This window comes from Enterobacter sp. SLBN-59 (assembly GCF_024807915.1).
Lineage (GTDB): Bacteria > Pseudomonadota > Gammaproteobacteria > Enterobacterales > Enterobacteriaceae > Enterobacter > Enterobacter asburiae_B.
Window position 1 is genome coordinate 2,986,286 of record NZ_JANUFI010000001.1, and the last position, 19,402, is coordinate 3,005,687.

18 protein-coding genes are annotated in these 19,402 nt (G+C 58.4%); 11 read left to right on the top strand and 7 right to left on the bottom strand.

The genetic code is table 11. From position 1 onward, the window contains the following. Nucleotides 1-83: 83 nt before the first annotated feature. The 4 genes from M2422_RS14215 to M2422_RS14230 form a co-directional block, all read right to left on the bottom strand. The gene (locus M2422_RS14215; RefSeq protein ID WP_048981419.1) at nt 84-1,037 is read right to left on the bottom strand and encodes a GlxA family transcriptional regulator; all 954 of its coding nucleotides are present in this window, start codon (nt 1,035-1,037) and stop codon (nt 84-86) included. Nucleotides 1,038-1,063: 26 nt separating this feature from the next. After that, entirely contained in the window at nt 1,064-1,843 is a 780-nt protein-coding gene (locus tag M2422_RS14220; RefSeq protein WP_048981418.1) for an MBL fold metallo-hydrolase, read from the bottom strand. 122 nt (nt 1,844-1,965) lie between these two features. Next, the gene (nlpA, locus tag M2422_RS14225) at nt 1,966-2,766 is read right to left on the bottom strand and encodes a lipoprotein NlpA (protein WP_048981417.1); all 801 of its coding nucleotides are present in this window, start codon (nt 2,764-2,766) and stop codon (nt 1,966-1,968) included. 147 nt (nt 2,767-2,913) lie between these two features. Continuing rightward, nucleotides 2,914-3,333, bottom strand: a complete 420-nt coding sequence (locus tag M2422_RS14230) for a GNAT family N-acetyltransferase (protein ID WP_033144321.1) — start codon at nt 3,331-3,333, stop codon at nt 2,914-2,916. 186 nt (nt 3,334-3,519) lie between these two features. Here M2422_RS14230 and M2422_RS14235 point away from each other — a divergent pair, with 186 nt between their 5' ends. The 5 genes from M2422_RS14235 to M2422_RS14255 all read left to right on the top strand — a co-directional run bounded on the left by M2422_RS14235 (nt 3,520) and on the right by M2422_RS14255 (nt 10,251). After that, nucleotides 3,520-4,089, top strand: a complete 570-nt coding sequence (locus M2422_RS14235; protein ID WP_033144322.1) for a TetR/AcrR family transcriptional regulator — start codon at nt 3,520-3,522, stop codon at nt 4,087-4,089. Between the two features lie 148 nt (nt 4,090-4,237). Beyond that, nucleotides 4,238-5,359, top strand: a complete 1,122-nt coding sequence (locus M2422_RS14240) for an efflux RND transporter periplasmic adaptor subunit (RefSeq protein ID WP_064673040.1) — start codon at nt 4,238-4,240, stop codon at nt 5,357-5,359. Next, a complete protein-coding gene (locus M2422_RS14245; protein ID WP_064673039.1) occupies nt 5,359-8,469 on the top strand; it encodes an efflux RND transporter permease subunit in 3,111 nt (1,036 codons plus the stop codon). Before M2422_RS14240 ends, M2422_RS14245 begins: the two co-directional genes overlap by 1 nt. Continuing rightward, nucleotides 8,469-9,833, top strand: coding sequence for an efflux transporter outer membrane subunit (locus tag M2422_RS14250; RefSeq protein ID WP_064673038.1), 1,365 nt, complete (start codon nt 8,469-8,471; stop codon nt 9,831-9,833). Before M2422_RS14245 ends, M2422_RS14250 begins: the two co-directional genes overlap by 1 nt. A 121-nt stretch (nt 9,834-9,954) precedes the next feature. Further along, nucleotides 9,955-10,251 (top strand): YicS family protein, encoded by a 297-nt coding sequence (locus M2422_RS14255; RefSeq protein WP_023309843.1) that lies wholly within the window; start codon nt 9,955-9,957, stop codon nt 10,249-10,251. 61 nt (nt 10,252-10,312) lie between these two features. On the opposite strand, the gene M2422_RS14260 is transcribed toward M2422_RS14255, so the two are convergent. Beyond that, the gene (locus M2422_RS14260) at nt 10,313-11,263 is read right to left on the bottom strand and encodes a LacI family DNA-binding transcriptional regulator (protein ID WP_033144326.1); all 951 of its coding nucleotides are present in this window, start codon (nt 11,261-11,263) and stop codon (nt 10,313-10,315) included. Nucleotides 11,264-11,556: 293 nt separating this feature from the next. Between M2422_RS14260 and M2422_RS14265 the strand changes: the two genes are divergently transcribed. The 6 genes from M2422_RS14265 to M2422_RS14290 all read left to right on the top strand — a co-directional run bounded on the left by M2422_RS14265 (nt 11,557) and on the right by M2422_RS14290 (nt 17,482). After that, entirely contained in the window at nt 11,557-11,871 is a 315-nt protein-coding gene (locus M2422_RS14265; protein WP_039260376.1) for a PTS sugar transporter subunit IIB, read from the top strand. Between the two features lie 11 nt (nt 11,872-11,882). Further along, complete coding sequence (locus M2422_RS14270; RefSeq protein WP_023309840.1) at nt 11,883-13,208, top strand: PTS sugar transporter subunit IIC; 1,326 nt, start codon at nt 11,883-11,885, stop codon at nt 13,206-13,208. 17 nt (nt 13,209-13,225) lie between these two features. Then, a complete protein-coding gene (locus M2422_RS14275) occupies nt 13,226-14,602 on the top strand; it encodes a glycoside hydrolase family 1 protein (RefSeq protein WP_064673037.1) in 1,377 nt (458 codons plus the stop codon). 5 nt (nt 14,603-14,607) lie between these two features. Next, nucleotides 14,608-14,910, top strand: a complete 303-nt coding sequence (locus tag M2422_RS14280; protein WP_029741865.1) for a PTS lactose/cellobiose transporter subunit IIA — start codon at nt 14,608-14,610, stop codon at nt 14,908-14,910. 136 nt (nt 14,911-15,046) lie between these two features. Next, nucleotides 15,047-16,426 (top strand): carbohydrate porin, encoded by a 1,380-nt coding sequence (locus M2422_RS14285; protein ID WP_033144328.1) that lies wholly within the window; start codon nt 15,047-15,049, stop codon nt 16,424-16,426. Nucleotides 16,427-16,576: 150 nt separating this feature from the next. After that, nucleotides 16,577-17,482, top strand: coding sequence for a DMT family transporter (locus M2422_RS14290; RefSeq protein ID WP_029741863.1), 906 nt, complete (start codon nt 16,577-16,579; stop codon nt 17,480-17,482). Nucleotides 17,483-17,595: 113 nt separating this feature from the next. Here M2422_RS14290 and nepI read toward each other — a convergent pair whose 3' ends face one another. After that, nucleotides 17,596-18,786: a purine ribonucleoside efflux pump NepI gene (gene nepI / locus M2422_RS14295; RefSeq protein ID WP_039260374.1), complete on the bottom strand. Its 1,191-nt coding sequence runs from the start codon at nt 18,784-18,786 to the stop codon at nt 17,596-17,598. A 102-nt stretch (nt 18,787-18,888) separates the two neighbouring features. Then, on the bottom strand, nt 18,889-19,341 hold the full coding sequence (locus M2422_RS14300) for a DUF1198 domain-containing protein (protein WP_021242696.1): 453 nt from the start codon (nt 19,339-19,341) through the stop codon (nt 18,889-18,891). Nucleotides 19,342-19,402 lie beyond the last annotated feature (61 nt).

Consider the following 19,402-nt stretch of genomic DNA (forward strand, 5'->3'; position numbering starts at 1 on the left):
TTTTTCAGAAAAATGAGAGGTGGATTAAGAAAAAATAAGAAGTGATTTAACTAACCCTTAAATCTTGAGTTAGCCGTAATACACTAGCTGTGAAGACGAAACGTTTTTCTCCATTCCGCAGGGCTCACCCCAAAACGCGCCTTAAACTGCTGCCGCCAGGTGACGGCGGAATTAAATCCCACCAGTTCGGCCACGCGCTCAATCGGCATATTTCCGGCTTCAAGCAGGAGCTGGCTGCGCCGCAGGCGTTCGGCGGTAAGCCAGTCGGCGACGCTCATCCCCGTGGCTTGAATAAAATGACGGGTCAGGGTGCGGCGGCTCATCGAAACCACCTCCGCCAGTGAGTCCAGGCTATGCGGTTCGGTGATGTGCCGCTGCAGGTAGTCGATCAGGCAGTTAATGCGTCCGTCGCGGGTATCTTTGGGTACCGGCTGGGCGATGAACTGCGCCTGACCGCCCTCGCGGTGGGGCGGAACAATCATCCGACGGGCAATCTGGTTGGCGACCACGCTGCCAAAGCGCTGACGAATGATATACAGGCAGCAGTCCAGCGCCGCCGCGGTTCCGGCGGAGGTGATGATATTGCCGTCATCCACGTAGAGCGCATTGATATCCAGCTGAACGTGCGGGAAAAGGGACTGGAACTGATGCTCGAACTCCCAGTGGGTGGCCGCACGTTTGCCGTCGAGGAGCCCCGCCCAGGCCAGCACAAACGACCCCAGACACAGCCCGACGATTTCCGCGCCGTTGTCTCTCGCCTGCACCAGGCTGTCGAGCAGCGTCTGGGGCGGGCGTTCAAGAACGTGCTGCCAGTAGGGAACGACGACAATATCGGCCTGACCAAGGGCGGTAAAATCCTGCGTGGCGTTGAGGGCAAATCCGTCTTTTGAGGTGAGAAAACCCGGCGTTTCGGCGCAGATCGTCACGTTAAAGCGCTTTTCGCCGGAGACCGAATCGCCAAACAGAATGCAGGGAACGGAGTAGTGGAACGGGCTGAACCCGTCTACCGCGACAATCGCGACGTTGATTAGCGACATCAGATCCTCCTTTCCCCTTAACGCGCTCAGAATATAACGGTTTCGCCATCCTGGGGAATGCTCACTGCGTCACTCACCTGATTGGCTTCAACGTACTCACGCAGCGCGCTGCGGGTCAACAGGCAGTGGTTAATCGCCTCCATATGGATCGCCACAATGCTGGCCTGCGGCAGCAGGAAATGAACGTTGAGCACGTCCTCCTGCCCCATAATAATGGGCCCAAAACCAATAACGTGGGCATAGCCCGCGTTCAGCACCACCACGTCCGGCTGGTGCTTTTGCAGATCGGCCGCCACCTCGTCACGCCAGACGGTATCCCCGGCAAGATAGAGCGTCTTCTCATCGGGATGACGCAGCACCACGCCGCAGGCCTCACCCAGACGCTCCGCCAGCTCGGGCACGGCGTAAGCGCGATCGGTGCCGTGCTGCCCGCCGTGGGTTTTCGTAATCTGAATATCGCCGAAGAAGGTCGCGTCGGTCATGACCGTCAGGTTGCTGAATCCCTGGCTGCGCAGCAGCGCGGCGTCACGATCGTTTTGCACGTAGATCGGTTTGTCTTTGGCGATCAGCTCCGCCGCAGTGAGATCCCAGTGATCGTCATGAGTATGGGTGACGATCACCGCGTCGGCGTCCAGCAGCGTGTTGACGTCAACGGGGAGTTCGACCGTCGGGTTACGGCGTTCGGCATACGCCGTGCCGGGAAAGCCCGGATAAGCCCCCTTCGGGGCCAGCATAGGGTCGATTAAAAGACGTTTTCCGGCGTAGGAAATCAGCTGGGTGGCGTTGCGAATGTGGGTAATGTTCATGGGCTATCCTCCGGTGGGTGTGATAAGGAGGATAGCCAGCCGTCGCACTTGCCGCAGTGGGTTAAAGGGCGATTACCGATGGAATCGGGCCAATTTAAGCAACCCGTTTTCCGTCAGATCGTTTACCAGCCCGGCACCGCCCCGCCGTTAAAGATCGTCTCCGCCGCTTTCGCTACCTCAGGCGACTGATACGACTGGATAAATTCCTTCACGTTCTCCGCGTCTTTGTTGTCTTCGCGCGTCACCACGATGTTCACGTACGGCGAGTTTTTGTCTTCAATAAAGACGCTGTCATGCACCGGCGACAGCCCGGTTTGCTGAATATAGGTAGTGCTGATGATGGCGACATCCACTTTCGGGTCGTCCAGCACGCGCGGCAGCTGCGCCCCTTCTAGCTCCATAATTTTCAGCTGTTTAGGGTTGGCGGTAATATCCAGCGCCGTCGGCAGCAGCCCGGTGCCCGGCTTCAGGGTAATGAGCTTCTCCTTTTGCAGCAGCAACAGCGCGCGGCCAAGGTTGGTCGGGTCGTTTGGAATGGCAATCGTCGCCCCATCCTTCAGGTCAGAGACGGATTTGATTTTGCGGGAATAGCCGGCCATCGGAAAAACAAAGGTGTTCGCCACGGCCACCAGCTTGTAGTTATGCGCCTTGTTATCCTCAGCGAGGAACGGGCGATGCTGGAAGACGTTGGCATCCAGTTCTCCCTGGTTGGTGGCATCGTTGGGCAACAGCGAGCCGCTGAAGCCGACCAGCTCCACGTCCAGGCCATATTTCTCTTTTGCCACCTTTTTGGCAACTTCCGCCACGTCCTGTTCAGCGCCGTTGATGACGCCCACTTTAATGTGTTTGGCATCGCTGCCACTTTGATCGCACCCTGCCAGCAGCAGGCCAGCAAGTACCAGAGCACCCAATCGACGTTTCACAAGACAGTTCCTTTTGCTAAATGTTGTAGTGACTATATCGACAACGAGGCGGTGAAATAAAAACCGAAAAAGAATCAATAAGAAGGATAAGTTATATGCGGGTTTTGCCGGGTGGCGCTGCGCTTACCCGGCCTACAGATCCGGGGCTTAAAGCGCTTTCGCCAGATAATGCCGCTGCATGCCCGGATAAGGATAATCCTGCAAAGACATCTGCAGCCGGTAGCCCTGTTTTTCATAGAACGGGCGCGCCTGGAAGCTGGCGGTATCGACCAGCGCGTGCTTGCAGCCTTTGCGTCTGGCTTCCTCTTCGGCCGTTTTGATGAGCTGGCTGCCCACGCCGGATCCGCGCACGGTCTCACTGACCCAGAGATAGTCGATATTCAGCCAGTCGCCTTTACGCACCCCAATTAGCCCGCCGAGCATGACGCCTTTATCGTCTCGTACGTAAACGCCAATGTCGCCGCTAAAGGTCGCCATATCCAAAAATTGCCCGTTATAGGCTCTTAACCCCACAAATAACTCTTCTTTTTCAGCGGGCGTTACATTATTTGTTATGCTCAGGTGCATTTTTCTCTCCTTATTTTCTATGCAATCTGAATATCTCATAGCTTAACCTCCACAAAAACTCCTCATTCCCTCCATTTTTTAAATACGGAAACATTCCCTCAATATCTAAATAAAAAAGGCCTTTCCAATACGCACCCAAAACGTATACTGAGAACGATCATTCTCACTTTTACACGGTAGCCGACGATGAGTACGAAACTGGAAGAACGACAAAAACAACGTCAGGACGAAATCATCACCGCCGCGCGTCGCTGCTTTCGCGCCAGCGGATTTCACGCCGCCAGCATGTCGCAGATAGCCAGCGAAGCGAAGCTCAGCGTCGGTCAAATTTACCGTTATTTCAGCAACAAAGACGCGATTATCGAAGAGATGATCCGCCGAATCATCGACTCACGCATTGAGGAGATGCAGGGTAAAACCCTGGTGGAAGGGATGCCGCAGGCGCTCGCCTGGCGACAGACCCTCAACGAAGATGACGATGCGCTGATGCTGGAAATGTCCGCTGAGGCCACGCGTAATCCGCAGGTGGCGACGATGCTGATCGAAGCCGAATCGCGCATGTTCGCCAACGCCTGCGCGCACCTGAAAAAGCAGTTTCCCCACCTGAGCGACGAGCATATTCGCTGCTGCGTGGAGATTACCGCCGTGATGATTGAGGGGACGATTTATCGTCGATTAACCCCCTTAAAAGTCCCGTCAGAACAATTAGAACCCCTTTATCAGGATATTTTAAATATGCTTTTCTCTGCGAAGTAATCGCATATGAATAATTAGCGGGAATAAGTAATTCCCCTTTTTTACATTTCTGGCTCAGCCAGAGATGCGGTATCGCTGTGCCTTTAAATAGCCCTCCTCCCCGTTAAGCCATTAACGGGGCTGGTGTCGTTCACCCTGGAAAAAGATTATGAAAAACATAACAACCTCCATCGCGGCATTATTTCTCCTGACCGGGTGCGATAATGCGCAAACATCTGCTCCCCAACGTCCTCTTCCGGATGTGGGGATTGTCACCCTCATGAGCCAGCCGGTGTCCGTCTTCAGCGAGCTGACCGGCCGCACCGCCGCCGCCATGAGCGCCGAAGTGCGCCCGCAGGTGGGCGGCATTATCCAGAAGCGGCTGTTCACCGAAGGCGATACCGTGAAAGCCGGGCAGGCGCTGTATCAAATTGACCCTTCCAGCTACCGCGCGGCGTTTGATGAAGCCGCCGCGGCGCTGAAGCAGGCTCAGGCGCTGGTAGCGGCCGACTGCCAGAAGGCCCGGCGCTATGCGCAGCTGGTGAAAGACGACGGCGTGTCGCGCCAGGACGCAGAGGACGCACAGTCCACCTGCGCGCAGGACAAGGCCAGCGTCGAGTCAAAGAAGGCCGCGCAGGAGAGCGCGCGCATTAACCTCAACTGGACCACCGTTACCGCGCCGATTGCCGGACGCATCGGCATCTCCTCCGTCACGCCCGGCGCGTTGGTGACCGCCCAGCAGGATACCGCGCTCGCCACCGTTCGCGGACTGGACAGCATGTACGTCGATCTCACGCGTTCCAGCGCCGATCTGCTGCGTTTACGCAGGCAAACCCTTGCCACCAATAGCGATACGCTAAGCGTGTCGCTAATCCTTGAAGACGGCAGCACCTACGGCGAGAAAGGCCGTCTGGCGTTAACCGAAGTGGCGGTGGATGAATCAACCGGCTCGGTCACGCTGCGCGCCGTCTTCCCGAACCCGCAGCATCAGCTCCTGCCGGGGATGTTCGTTCGCGCCAGGGTAGATGAAGGCATCATGAACGACGCGATCCTGGCACCGCAACAGGGCATCACCCGCGACGCCAAAGGCACCGCCACCGCGCTGGTGGTGAATGCCAGCAATAAGGTCGAGCAGCGTCAGCTGGAGACGGGCGACACCTACGGCGACAAATGGCTGGTGCTGAGCGGCCTGAAGGCGGGCGACAGGCTGATTGTGGAAGGTACCGACAAAGTGACTCCCGGGCAGGAAGTGAAGGCCGAAGAGATGAAAGCCAGTGGAGGAAAAGCCTGATGTTTTCCCGCTTCTTCGTGCGTCGCCCGGTCTTTGCCTGGGTTATCGCCATTCTTATCATGCTCGCCGGGATGCTGGCGATCCGCACGCTGCCGGTGGCGCAGTACCCGGACGTCGCCCCGCCGTCGATCAAAATCTCCGCCACCTACACCGGTTCCTCCGCGCAGACGCTGGAAAACAGCGTGACGCAGGTGATCGAGCAGCAGCTGACCGGGCTGGATAACCTGCTCTACTTCACCTCCACCAGCAGCTCGGACGGGTCGGTGAGCATTACCGTCACCTTCGAGCAGGGAACCGACCCGGACACCGCCCAGGTGCAGGTGCAGAACAAGGTTCAGCAGGCGGAATCGCGTCTGCCGACCGAGGTGCAGCAGTCCGGCATTACCGTCGAGAAATCGCAGAGCAACTTCCTGCTGATCATGGGCGTGTATGACAAAACCGACGCCGCCAGCAGCTCGGATATCGCCGACTGGCTGGTCAGTAACATGCAGGACCCGCTGGCGCGCGTGGAGGGCGTCGGCAGCCTGCAGGTGTTTGGGGCGGAATACGCCATGCGCATCTGGCTTGACCCGGCGAAGCTGGCGTCCTACTCGCTGATGCCGTCCGACGTGCAGAGCGCGATTGAAGCCCAGAACGTGCAGGTTTCCGCCGGTAAAATCGGCGCGCTGCCCTCGTCGAACGCCCAGCAGCTGACCGCCACCGTCCGCGCCCAGTCGCGCCTGCAGACGGTCGATCAGTTTAAAAACATCATCGTGAAGAGCCAGTCCAGCGGCGCGGTGGTGCGCATCAGCGACGTCGCCCGCGTGGAGATGGGCAGCGAAGATTATACCGCCACCGCGAAGCTCAACGGCCACCCGGCGGCGGGTATGGCAGTCATGCTCTCACCGGGTGCGAACGCGCTCAACACCGCCACGGCGGTAAAAGACAAGATTGCCGAGTTCAAAAAGTCGATGCCGGAAGGCTACGACGTGGCCTACCCGAAAGACAGCACCGAGTTCATCAAGATCTCCGTTGAGGACGTGATTCAGACCCTGTTCGAAGCCATTATCCTCGTGGTGGTGGTGATGTACCTGTTCCTGCAAAACATCCGCGCGACGCTGATCCCGGCGCTGGCGGTACCGGTGGTTCTGCTGGGCACGTTTGGCGTGCTGGCGCTGTTCGGCTACTCCATCAATACCCTGACGCTGTTTGCAATGGTGCTGGCGATCGGGCTTTTGGTGGATGACGCCATCGTGGTGGTGGAAAACGTCGAGCGTATTATGCGCGACGAAGGCCTGCCCGCGCGGGAAGCCACCGAAAAATCGATGGGCGAAATCTCCGGCGCGCTGGTTGCCATTGCGCTGGTGCTTTCTGCCGTATTCCTGCCGATGGCCTTCTTCGGCGGCTCCACCGGGGTGATTTACCGTCAGTTCTCGGTCACCATCATTTCGGCAATGTTCCTCTCCGTGGTGGTGGCGTTGACCCTGACGCCCGCGCTCTGCGGCTCGATTCTGAGCCACACGGCGCCGCACAAAAAGGGCTTCTTCGGCGCGTTTAACCGCTTCTACAGCAGGACCGAGCGCGGCTATCAGAACAAGGTGCTGCGCGCCCTGCGCCGTTCCGGCGGCATGCTGGTTATCTATGCCCTGCTCTGCGGCGCGATGGGCTTCGCCATGCTTAAGCTGCCGGGCAGCTTCCTGCCAACGGAAGATCAGGGCGAAATCATGGTGCAGTACACCCTGCCAGCGGGCGCAACGACGGTACGTACCGCCGAAGTCAGCCGCCAGGTGCGCGAGTGGTTCCTCACGAAAGAGAAAGCCAACACCAACGTTATCTTCACCATTGAAGGCTTCAGCTTTAGCGGCAGCGGCCAGAACGCCGGGATGGCGTTTGTCTCCCTGAAAAACTGGTCCGAACGTAAAGGCGATGAGAATACCGCTCAGGCCATCGCCCTGCGCGCCACGCAGGAGCTGAGCACCATCCGCGATGCGACCATCTTTGCCATGACGCCGCCCGCGGTGGACGGCCTGGGCCAGAGCAACGGCTTTACCTTTGAGCTGATGGCCAGCGGCGGCACCGACCGCGACGCGCTGCTGAAGCTGCGTAACCAGCTGATTGGCGAGGCCAATCAGGACAGCTCGCTGCACGCCGTGCGCGCCAACGATCTGCCGCAGATGCCGCAGCTTCAGGTGGATATCGATAACAACAAGGCCGTGTCGCTGGGGCTGTCCCTGAGCGACGTTACCAACACCCTTTCCAGCGCCTGGGGCGGGACCTACGTGAACGATTTTATCGATCGCGGCCGCGTGAAAAAGGTCTACATCCAGGGCGACAGCGACACCCGCGCCGTGCCGTCGGATCTCAACAAATGGTTTGTGCGCGGCAGTGACAGCACCATGACCCCGTTCTCCGCCTTTGCCACCACCCGCTGGGAGTACGGCCCGGAAAGCCTGGTGCGCTACAACGGCTCGGCGGCGTATGAGATTCAGGGTGAAAACGCCAGCGGCGCCAGCTCCGGCACGGCGATGGGCAAAATGGAGCAGCTGGCAAACAGCCTGCCGTCCGGCAGCACCTGGGCGTGGAGCGGTTTGTCGTTGCAGGAAAAACTGGCGAGCGGTCAGGCGATGAGCCTGTATGCCCTCTCCATCCTGGTGGTGTTCCTGTGCCTGGCAGCGCTGTATGAGAGCTGGTCGGTGCCGATTTCGGTCATCCTGGTGATCCCGCTTGGCGTGCTGGGCGCGGCCATGGCCGCCTCGCTGCGCGGCCTGAACAACGACGTTTACTTCCAGGTGGCGCTGCTAACCACTATCGGCCTGTCGTCGAAGAACGCGATCCTGATTGTCGAGTTTGCCGAAGCCAAAGTCGCTGAAGGGTACTCTCTGACGCGCGCCGCACTGCGTGCCGCCCAGACGCGTCTGCGGCCGATCATCATGACCTCGCTGGCGTTTATCGCAGGGGTTACGCCGCTGGCCGTGGCAACCGGTGCAGGCGCCAACAGCCGCGTGGCAATTGGTACCGGCATTATCGGCGGGACGCTGGCCGCGACGCTGCTGGCGATCTTCTTCGTCCCCTTATTCTTTGTACTGGTGAAACGACTGTTCTCCGGTAAACACGCGAACCGGAGGTCATAATGTTTCGTGTATCTGTTTTAGCGCTAGCCCTGCTGAGCGCAGGCTGTGTGTCGTTAGACCCAACGTATCAACGCCCGGACGCGCCCGTCCCGGCAACCTTGCCCGGCGCGCACGGCGAAGCCACCGCCGTGGTGAGCCAGTGGCAGCAGGTAATGAACGATGCGCGGCTGAAAAGCGTGGTGACGATGGCGCTGAACAGCAACCGCGACGTGCAAAAAGCGATTGCCGATATCGACGCCGCCCGCGCCCAGTACGGTGAAACGCGCTCGTCCCTGTTCCCGACGGTGGACGCGGAGCTGAGCCACACCCGCAGCCGCACGCTGGCAAGCGGCGTCGCGACAAGCGATGAAGCCAACGGCGCGGTCTCCAGCTTCCAGCTGGATCTGTTTGGCCGCAACCAGAGCCTCTCCCGCGCCGCGCGTGAAACCTGGCTTGCCAGCGAGTTCACCGCGCAGAACACGCGCCTGACGATGGTCAGCGAGCTGACCACGGCCTGGGTGACGCTGGCGGCGGATAACAGCAACCTGGCGCTGGCGAAATCCACGATGGAGAGCGCCGCGAACTCGCTGAAGATTGTGAAGCGCCAGCAGGAAGTGGGCGTGGCGGCGGCGACGGACGTCAGTGAAGCGATGGCGGTGTATCAGCAGGCGCGCGCCAGCGTGGCGAGCTACCGGACGCTGGTGATGCAGGACAAAAACGCCCTTAATCTGCTGGCGGGCAATACGGTGCCGGAGAACCTGCTGCCCGGCACGCTGGAGAGCCTGAGCGATAACGCCATCACGCTGATCCCGGCGGGCGTCAGCTCCAGCGCGCTGCTGCGCCGCCCGGACATTCAGGAGGCCGAGCATAACCTGCTGAGCGCCAACGCCAACATCGGCGCGGCGCGCGCCAACTTCTTCCCGACCATTTCACTCACCGCCAGCGCGGGCGTCGGCAGCGACTCGCTCTCCTCCCTGTTCAGCCACGGGATGAAGGTTTGGTCGTTTGCGCCGTCCATCACCCTGCCGCTGTTTAGCGGCGGAAACAACCTGGCGCAGCTGCGCTACGCGGAAGCGGAGAAGAAGGGGCTGATCGCTACCTATGAGAAAACCATCCAGAGCGCGTTTAAGGACGTGGCCGACGCGCTGGCGCGACGAGAAACCCTGAGCGAACAGCTCGACGCCCAGCGCGAATACGTCGCGGCGGAGCAAAAAACACTGGACGTGGCAACGCGCAGCTATAAGGCGGGCGCGGGGGATTATCTGACGGTACTGACCGCGCAGCGGTCGCTGTGGTCGGCGCAGGAATCGCTGATCGCGCTGCAGCAAACCGACCTGGAAAACCGCATCACGCTGTGGCAGTCGCTGGGGGGCGGTCTTCAGTAGCGCTTGCCGGGAAGTTCATGACAGGCGGTGAAGAGAAAATTCATACTTTCGGCTGGCGTCGCTACACTGAATGTAACGATATATTTCATGGGAAGCATGTGACTTCTAAAGGGGGTTGTTGATGAAAGCTGCGCACCTGGTCTGCCTGCTGGTTTGTCTGCTCTTCGCCGCGTTTGTCCATGCTCAGGAAAAGGATGACCCCGCGAAAGAGGCGCAAATAAAGCAGCAGGTCCTTAAAGATATTAAGAAAACCTGTACGCCACAGAAAAAGCAGAGCGATAAAGCCTGGCAGGAGATGATTTTGTCGTCCGAGGCCAATCAGCTGCTGATCAAAAATGCCATTACCGCCGTGAAGCGCGACAACCTGGATGCCTACTGGGGGGCGATTGGTCAGGTGGATTGTATGGAAGATTATTGAGAGCTGGAAACGTGCTTCTCGCCGGGTGGCGGCTGCGCCTTACCCGGCCTACACAACATGTTTAACGCTTCCGCATATCCGGAATGATGAGATCCCCGCGCAGAACATAGGACCCGAGCATCTGCGTTTTCTCCGTCAGCCAGCTCACAATGCGCGCCGCCATCGCGTCCATGGAATATTCAATCGCCGGGATCACCGGAATGCCCGGCAGGTGCAGCGATCCGGCCAGGCTGAAGACCATGATGTCGTCCGGCACCGATTTATTAAACGCCTGCAGCTGCGGGATCACCCGCTGGGCTTCCTGCTCGTCCGCCACCAGCAGCGCGTTGAAATTCAGGGTGCTGGCGTTGTTAAGCAGCTCCTGCAGCGCAACAGATGAAGAAGTCGCGTCCATAAAGACCAGGCTGCGATTAAAGGGCAGGAAATTTTTCTCCAGCGCGTGCTTGTAGCCGAGCAGCACCTGGTCGGCAAAACCGCTGCCGTGGGGGTGGATCAGCGCAATCTGGCGACGCCCCTGGCTGGTGAGGTAGTTACAGGCGGTTTCGGCGGCAAAGGCGTGATCGAACTGAATGCTGTTGGAATTATCAGACTCCATGCAGTCCACCAGAATGACGTTGTCCATCTCCACGTCCAGCGGGAAACGGGCGCCAATCACCAGGATATCATCGCAGAGTCCGCAGGAGAGTTCTTCAAGGGCGTGCATCACTTCCGCCTTGCTGTGCGCGAAGCGCAGCAGGAGGTGTTTTTGATGCTGGCTGAGCTGTTTTTCCAGCGCGTAGAGATATCCGGTGGTCTGGTTAATATTTTCCTGCGCGCAAATGACTCCAATGCAGCCCGTCGACTGGCTCAGCAGCGACTGGGCAATCACGTTGGGACGATAGTTCAGCTCATCCACGGCCTTCAGAACGGCCTGACGGCTGGCTTCCTTTACGCCACGCGACCCACTCAACACTCGCGATACCGTGGCTTTAGACACCCCGGCAAGACGTGATACATCATTGATTGTCGACATCTCTTTCCCCTGGCAGGCTTACCTCGCGCCTGCAAATTCCATCACCGCTTCGGCTCACATTATAGCCAGAACGGAGTATATCCGTTTCCGTTTTCCATGGAAACCGATTTTCCGTTTCCACTCAAAATGATGTCAAAACGGCCAAATTATGTGACCCACATCCGGTTAATTAGCCTCATAAGTAAGGGATCTTGATGGTTGTCACACTTCTGTCTTTTATGAATGGAAACCGGTTTCCGTATAATGTCCAATCATCCTCGCAATAACTTTTTACATTTAGAGGATGGTTGTCGATGTTCAAGATTATGCTGTGCTGCTCTGCCGGGATGTCCACCAGCCTGTTGGTCAGCAAAATGGTCGATGTCGCGAAAGAACGTGGTTTGCCGGTGAAGATTGATGCGTACGGTGTTTCCGAATTTGATACGCAGTTTCCGCAATACCAGGTTGTCCTTCTCGGACCGCAAGTGAAATACATGTTAAAGACACTCTCAGACAAGGCGGCTACGAAAGGCATTCCGGTGCAGCCCATCGATATGATGGACTACGGCATGCAGCGTGGCGATAAAGTACTGGACTATGCTCTGTCGCTCATCGAAGCGGCACACTAAAAGGTGTTCACATGAGTTCGTTATATCAATCCATGGTCGCGGTGATTGAGCAGTCAATTACCCCGCTGGCCGCCAAGCTGGGCCAGCAAAAGTATGTGATTGCCATCCGCGACGGCTTTACCGCCGCGCTGCCGTTTATGATCATCGGCTCGTTTATGCTGGTGTTCATCTTCCCGCCTTTCTCGGCGGATACCACCAACAGCTTTGCCCGCGGCTGGCTGGATTTCTCCCAGACCTATCGCGAACAGCTGATGCTGCCGTTTAACCTCAGCATGGGCGTGATGACCTTCTTCATCTCGGTGGGAATTGGGGCGAGCCTGGGGCGTCAGTTCAACCTCGACCCGGTGATGTCCGGCCTGCTGGCCTTTATGGCCTTCCTGCTGGTCGCCGCGCCGTATGCCGACGGCAAAATTTCGACCCAGTATCTCTCCGGCCAGGGCATCTTCACCGCGCTGATCACCGCCATTTACGCCACACGCGTTTACGCGTGGCTGAAGCAGAACAACGTGACCATTCGCCTGCCGAAGGAAGTGCCAACCGGCGTGGCGCGCTCGTTTGAGATCCTGATCCCGGTGATGGTGGTGATCGGCACGCTGCACCCGCTGAACCTGTTCATCGAAGCGCAGACCGGGATGATTATCCCGCAGGCGATCATGCACCTGCTTGAGCCGCTGGTGTCCGCGTCTGACTCCCTGCCCGCCATTCTGCTCTCCGTGCTGCTGTGTCAGATCTTCTGGTTCGCCGGTATTCACGGCTCGCTGATCGTCACCGGCATCATGAACCCGTTCTGGATGGCGAACCTCTCGGCAAACCAGGCGGCGCTGGCGGCCGGCGCGGCGCTGCCGCACGTTTACCTCCAGGGCTTCTGGGATCACTACCTGCTGATTGGCGGCGTAGGCTCCACGCTGCCGCTGGCGTTCCTGCTGCTGCGCAGCCGCGTTACCCACCTGCGCACCATCGGCAAAATGGGCGTGGTGCCAAGCTTCTTCAACATCAACGAACCGATTCTGTTCGGCGCGCCGATCATCATGAACCCGATGCTGTTTATCCCGTTCGTGTTCGTTCCGCTGGTCAACGCCTGCCTGGCGTACGCGGCAACCAAACTCGGCTGGCTGGCGCAGGTCGTCTCGTTAACCCCGTGGACCACCCCTGCACCGATTGGCGCCTCGTGGGCGGCAAACTGGGCGCTGAGCCCGGTGGTGATGTGCCTGGTCTGTATGGTGATGTCCGCGCTGATGTACCTGCCGTTCCTGCGCGCCTATGAGCGTACGCTCATCAAAAACGAAGAGCAGAAGGCCCAGGCAACCGTCGGCGCCGCCGAGACCGCCAGCAATTAAGTCAAAGAGGAAGAGTCATGAAATACGCATTTCCCGATAATTTCTGGTGGGGCAGCGCAAGCTCCGCTCTCCAGACGGAAGGGGCAAGAGAGGGGGAAACCACCTGGGATTACTGGTTTGCCCGCGAGCCGAACCGTTTTCACAGCGGCGTGGGGCCGCAGCAGACCTCCACGTTTTATCAGCACTGGAAAACGGATATTCAGCTGTTAAAGCAGCTGAACCACAACAGCTTTCGCACCTCGATTAGCTGGGCGCGCCTGATCCCTGACGGTATCGGTGAAGTGAACCCGGAAGCGGTCGATTTTTACAATCAGGTCATTGATGAGCTGAATGAACAGGGCATCACGCCGTTTATGACCCTGTTCCATTTCGACATGCCGATGGCGATGCAGGAGATCGGCGGCTGGGAAAACCGCGACGTGGTGGACGCCTACGCCCGCTATGCGCAGATTTGCTTTGAGCTGTTCGGCGATCGCGTGCTGCACTGGTTTACCTTCAACGAGCCGATCGTGCCGGTGGAAGGCGGTTATCTCTACGATTTCCACTACCCGAACGTGGTGGATTTTCGTCGGGCAGCCACCGTGGCGTATCACACCGTGCTGGCCCATGCGAAGGCGGTTCAGGCCTACCGCGCCGGGCATTACGCGGGGGAGATTGGCATCGTGCTGAACCTGACGCCGTCGTACCCGCGTTCGCAGAACCCGGCAGACGTGAAGGCGGCGCACATCGCGGATCTGATGTTTAACCGCAGCTTCCTTGACCCGGTCCTGCGCGGCGAATACCCGGCAGATCTCGTAGCGCTGCTGAAATCCTGCGATCAATTACCCGCCTGTAAACCGGAAGACGGCTTCCTGATTGCGGAAGGGAAAATCGACCTGCTCGGCGTGAATTACTATCAGCCGCGTCGCGTGAAGTGTCGCGACAGCGCGGTGAACCCGCAGGCGCCGTTTATGCCGGAGTGGTTCTTCGATAATTACGAGATGCCGGGCCGCAAGATGAACCCGTACCGCGGCTGGGAAATCTACGAGCCGGGTATTTACGATATTCTGGTTAACCTGCGCGACAATTACGGCAACCCACGCTGCTTTATTTCTGAAAACGGCATGGGCGTCGAAAACGAGCAGCGTTTTATTGAAAATGGCCAGATTAACGATCAATACCGCATCGAGTTTATTTCCGAACATTTAGCCTGGCTGCATAAGGGTATTAGCGAAGGGTGCAATTGTCTCGGCTACCATATGTGGACGTTTATTGATAACTGGTCGTGGTGCAACGCGTATAAAAATCGCTACGGATTTATCCAGCTCGATTTAGAGACGCAGAAACGCACCATTAAGAAAAGCGGAGAGTGGTTTGCCGCTACCGCGTTAAATAATAGTTTTGAAAAAGAGTAATGATGATGATCGCATTAGAAGAAGCCGTAATGGAAATTATCGTCAATGCCGGACAGTCCCGCAGCCTGTGCTTTGAAGCGCTGCACGCGGCGCGTCAGGGCAACATTGACGAAGCCAAAAGCCTGCTGCGCGAAGCCGACGGCTACGCGCGCCAGGCGCACAAGATGCAGACCAAACTGATCGAGCAGGATGCGGGTGAAGGCCGCCAGCCGATGACGTTAATTATGGTGCACGCGCAGGATCACTTAATGAATTCATTATTAGCGCGTGAACTGTCCGAAGAAATTATTCATTTATATCAGAGATAGTCTATGGCGAAATAATTATTGTAATACCTCTGTACCCTAAATAGAGATCCACTTGTTCTGATGATAGCGACATACTCTGTCAGATCGGAGCGGGATGGTTATTGTCTGAATAAAATTAAACTATATTGAGATAACCATGAATACGATTAAAAAACTTCCATTAACCATGGCGGTTATCGCCGCGCTTTGCCCAATTTCCGTGCTCGCGCAGGAATTCACCCAGGAGCAAATCGACGCCATTGTGGCGAAAGCGGTGGATAAAGCCCTGGCCGAACGTCAGGCTAAAATGGATGCGGCGGTCGCGAAAAAAGCGGACGTGGTGACCGAGCCGCAAAGCGCGGCGCAATCTCCGGATATGGCGATCCCGTTCGGAATTAAATTTACCGGCTACGCCCGCTACGGCGCGCACTTCCAGGCCGCCGATCAGAAATACGTGGCGGTGGACGGCTCGTACAACGGCGCGTCCGCCATTGGTCGTCTGGGCAACGAAGGCAACGGCGGGGAATTCCAGCTCTCCAAGGCCTTTAAGGGTGAAAACGGCGCCATCTGGGACGTTAACGTGATGATCGATCACTGGGGCGACGAAGTTAACCTGAAAAAAGCCTACGCGGGGGTGACCAACATTATGGCCTCCAACCCGAACGCCTATTTCTGGGCAGGTCGTGACTTCCACCAGCGTCCGCAGCAGGGCATCAACGATTACTTCTGGATGAACCACGACGGCCAGGGCGCCGGGGTGAAGAACTTCGACATCGGCGGCGTGCAGTTCGACGTGGCCGCCGTGGCGGCGGTGGAATCCTGTAGCCCGGAAGTGATGGAAGATGAAGCCAACCCGTCGCGCATCACCTGTACCGGCGGTTCCGGCACGGGCGACAAAGGCAACTACGCCGCGACCTCAAAAATCCACGGCATGAAGCTTGGCCCGATCGACATGGAGCTGTACGCCAACTACGGCTTTGACTCCAAGGCGGTGGAGAGCGACGAGCGTCTGAACGCGTGGCAAGGCGGCGTGGTGTTGAGCCACACCAACGACAGCGGCGTGAACAAGGTGATCGCCCGCTACTCCGATAACGCGGACAACAGCGTGTTCAACAAAACCGAGGATCTGACCACGGTCTACGCCAGCTTCGAAGGGCTGTACAAATTCACCCAGGCCACGCAGGTGGAGTACATCCTCGCCTTCCACGACTACGACAACAGCCGCGATAAGACCGACAACCGCAAAAACTACAACGCCATCGTGCGACCGATGCACTGGTGGAACGACGTTCACTCCACCTGGCTGGAAGCGGGCTGGCAGCACGTGGATTACGACAACGGTGGCGACAACAAGGGCTGGAAGCTGACCCTGTCGCAGAACATGTCTATCGCCATGGGGCCGGAGTTCCGCCCGATGCTGCGCTTCTACGTGACCGGCGGCAAAGTGGATAACGAACGCACCGCGCGCGTGAACAACACCAAAGACGAAACGCTCGACGACTTCAACGTCGGCGCGATGTGGGAGGCGTGGTTCTAGGCAAGGTAGAAGCAAAACGGCAACGCAAGTTGCCGTTTTTAGTGTTTGCTCCCTCTCCCCGTGGGTGTACGGTCCGGGGTGAGGGCATCAGGCCGCACGCAACCATGCTATGCTGTTGACCGAATTAACGACAACATCGCAGGGGAGAAAATGGGTTCCACACGTAAAGGGATGCTAAACGTCCTGATCGCCGCCGTTTTATGGGGCAGTTCCGGCGTTTGCGCGCAGTACATCATGGAGAAAAGCCACATTTCTTCGCCTTACCTGACCATGGTTCGCCTGCTGTTTACCGGCGTGATCCTGCTGACGCTCTCCTTCGTGCACGGCGACAAGATTTTCTCGGTCATCAAACATCGCAAAGACGCCCTCAGCCTGCTGATTTTCTCACTCGTCGGCGCGCTCACCGTGCAGCTCACCTTCCTGCTGACGATTGAGAAATCCAACGCAGCCACCGCTACCGTGCTGCAGTTTCTCTCGCCGACCATTATCGTGGCCTGGTTCGCCCTGGCGCGGAAAAAGCGCCCCGGCGTCTTTGTGCTGTCGGCCATCATGACGTCGCTTGTCGGTACGTTTCTGCTGGTCACCCACGGCGACCCAACCTCGCTCTCTATCTCGCCTGCCGCGCTGTTCTTCGGCATCGCATCGGCGTTTGCCGCCGCGTTTTACACGACGTATCCGTCAACGCTGATCGCCCGCTACGGCACGCTGCCGATTGTCGGCTGGAGCATGTTGATCGCCGGGCTAATGCTGACGCCGTTCTACGCCGGACGCGGGACCACCTTTGTGATTGACGGCAGCCTGCTGCTGGCGTTTTTCTACCTGGTGGTGATTGGCACCGCGCTGACGTTCAGCCTGTATCTGAAAGGCGCGCAGATGATTGGCGGGCCGAAGGCGAGCATTCTGAGCTGCGCCGAGCCGCTGAGCAGCGCGCTGCTGTCGGTGATTTTGCTGGGAGTGGCGTTCACCCTGCCGGACTGGCTGGGGACGCTATTGATTGTGTCGTCGGTAGTGTTGATTTCAATGGATTCGAGAAGACGGGTTCAGACATCGGCGTAGCCTGATGTCCCCTCACCCTAACCCTCTCCCCACAGGGGAGAGGGGACGGCTCGGTGCTGTCTTTTCACCCTCGCCCCTTTGGGGAGAGGGCCGGGGTGAGGGGGGAAATTGACTTACTTCGCCTTAACCTTCCCCGCCACCAGCAGCGCGGTCAGCAGCATCAGCGTGCCGGAGATCACCAGAGGTGACGTCAGCCCCAAATGGTCGAGCGCCACGCCGCCAATGGCCGCGCCGCAGGTATTTGCCAGCTGGATCACCGCCACCTGAATCGACCCGGCTTTTTCCGCCTGATCGGCAAGCGAGCGGGTGATCCACGTCGACCAGCCCACCGGTACCAGCGCAAAGGCCAACCCCCAGATAATCGCGATGGCAGACGCCACCCACTTATCGCTGCCCCACAGCACCAGCACCGCCGCGCTCGCTGCCAGCACCAGCGGCGCACCCGCCAGCGCCACCTTCAGGGAGCGTTTCAGGAACTGGGAAGACAGCGAGGTGCCGACAAAGCTGGCGATACCAAAGCTCAGCAGCACCAGCGTCAGGCCGTCCACGTCAAAGCCCGCCATGGTCATAAACACCGGGCGGATATAGGTAAAGAAGGCAAACTGCCCGGCAAAGGACATAAAGATAGCGGTCATCCCCGCCAGCACGCCGGGGCGCTTCAGCAGCGCGAACATGTTCTGTTTGTGGTGCGCCGCTTCGCCCGGTAGCGACGGTAGCGCTTTCCACACCCAAATGATGCAGAGCAGGCCCATCACCGCCGCGGCGTTGAAGACGTTACGCCAGCCGATAATCCCGCCGAGGAAGCTGCCGAGCGGCGCGGCAATCACCAGCGCGATAGAGACCGCACCGAAGATAACGGAAAGCGCTTTTGGCACCGTCCGCGCGGGCACCAGTCGCATCGTGAGCGAGGCCGACATCGCCCAGAAACCGCCTAATCCCAGCCCCAGGCAGGCGCGCCCCAGCAGCAGCAGGGTGAAGCTTTCCGCGAAGGAGACCAGCAGGCAGGAGAGCGTCAGCAGCACGCTGAACAGAATGACCACCTTGCGGCGGTCGATGGTGCCAATCACCTGGGTGATAAACAGGCTGGCGAACATCGCCACGAAGGCGGTAACGGTGACGGACTGCCCCGCCACGCCCTCAGAAATGCCCAAATCCTGCGCCATCGGCGTCAGCAGGCTCACCGGCAGAAACTCAACGGTAATCAGGCAGGCGACGCAGAACGCCACGGCGAAAACGGCCGACCAGTTGGGGCGAGAAACCTCTTTGGTCTGCGGTCTGGTCGTGGGCTGGATATGTTCTGTCATGGCGTCACCTGAAGATAAAAACGTGCGGAAAAGTCGCGCAGTTTATCATCAAAAGTGTGACGGATTTAACGATTTGACAACTTTTGTCGTTTTTACAGGGGATCAGTGCAGGTAAAACACGCCCTCTTCCGGCAGGAAGAGCTGGTTATAGCGAAGCTGGAAAGCGTTTAGCTCCTGCGGATCGGGCTCCATCTCGCGCATGAAGCCAAGCGCCAGACGAATTTGCGCATCGGTAATCGGCGCGGCAAGGCGGGCTTTACGCAGCATGCGGTGCCAGGCGTGCAGGTTCTCCTCGCTGCCGTCGACAATGCAAACCTGCCAGATCAGCAGCACCTGCGCCGCGTTTTGCAGATGCGCCTCGTCCGGCCGCTCAAGGTAGCGGATAAACTCATTGCCGGGCGTTTTACCGAACTGGTCGATCATCGACTCGACCGGCATCGGGGTGATCCCCAGACGCTCGCTCAAACGTTTGATGGCGCGGCGGGAATCTGAGGTCAGGACGCGAAATCCCACCACAAACACCACGGCAAGCGTTGCCAGCATTATCCAGACCATGCGTTCTCCTATGAATAGCCGCTCATCATAGCGGGAAACGCACGGCGTCGACAGCGACAGC

Coding starts and splice junctions, on each gene's coding strand:
- M2422_RS14220 (WP_048981418.1), bottom strand. CDS start 1,843: ATGAACATTACCCACATTCGCAACGCCACCCAGCTGATTTCCTACGCC.
- M2422_RS14235 (WP_033144322.1), top strand. CDS start 3,520: ATGAGTACGAAACTGGAAGAACGACAAAAACAACGTCAGGACGAAATC.
- M2422_RS14260 (WP_033144326.1), bottom strand. CDS start 11,263: ATGTCGACAATCAATGATGTATCACGTCTTGCCGGGGTGTCTAAAGCC.
- M2422_RS14275 (WP_064673037.1), top strand. CDS start 13,226: ATGAAATACGCATTTCCCGATAATTTCTGGTGGGGCAGCGCAAGCTCC.
- M2422_RS14300 (WP_021242696.1), bottom strand. CDS start 19,341: ATGGTCTGGATAATGCTGGCAACGCTTGCCGTGGTGTTTGTGGTGGGA.
- M2422_RS14285 (WP_033144328.1), top strand. CDS start 15,047: ATGAATACGATTAAAAAACTTCCATTAACCATGGCGGTTATCGCCGCG.
- M2422_RS14270 (WP_023309840.1), top strand. CDS start 11,883: ATGAGTTCGTTATATCAATCCATGGTCGCGGTGATTGAGCAGTCAATT.
- M2422_RS14250 (WP_064673038.1), top strand. CDS start 8,469: ATGTTTCGTGTATCTGTTTTAGCGCTAGCCCTGCTGAGCGCAGGCTGT.
- M2422_RS14240 (WP_064673040.1), top strand. CDS start 4,238: ATGAAAAACATAACAACCTCCATCGCGGCATTATTTCTCCTGACCGGG.
- nepI (WP_039260374.1), bottom strand. CDS start 18,786: ATGACAGAACATATCCAGCCCACGACCAGACCGCAGACCAAAGAGGTT.
- M2422_RS14265 (WP_039260376.1), top strand. CDS start 11,557: ATGTTCAAGATTATGCTGTGCTGCTCTGCCGGGATGTCCACCAGCCTG.
- M2422_RS14230 (WP_033144321.1), bottom strand. CDS start 3,333: ATGCACCTGAGCATAACAAATAATGTAACGCCCGCTGAAAAAGAAGAG.
- M2422_RS14290 (WP_029741863.1), top strand. CDS start 16,577: ATGGGTTCCACACGTAAAGGGATGCTAAACGTCCTGATCGCCGCCGTT.
- M2422_RS14245 (WP_064673039.1), top strand. CDS start 5,359: ATGTTTTCCCGCTTCTTCGTGCGTCGCCCGGTCTTTGCCTGGGTTATC.
- M2422_RS14280 (WP_029741865.1), top strand. CDS start 14,608: ATGATCGCATTAGAAGAAGCCGTAATGGAAATTATCGTCAATGCCGGA.
- M2422_RS14215 (WP_048981419.1), bottom strand. CDS start 1,037: ATGTCGCTAATCAACGTCGCGATTGTCGCGGTAGACGGGTTCAGCCCG.
- M2422_RS14255 (WP_023309843.1), top strand. CDS start 9,955: ATGAAAGCTGCGCACCTGGTCTGCCTGCTGGTTTGTCTGCTCTTCGCC.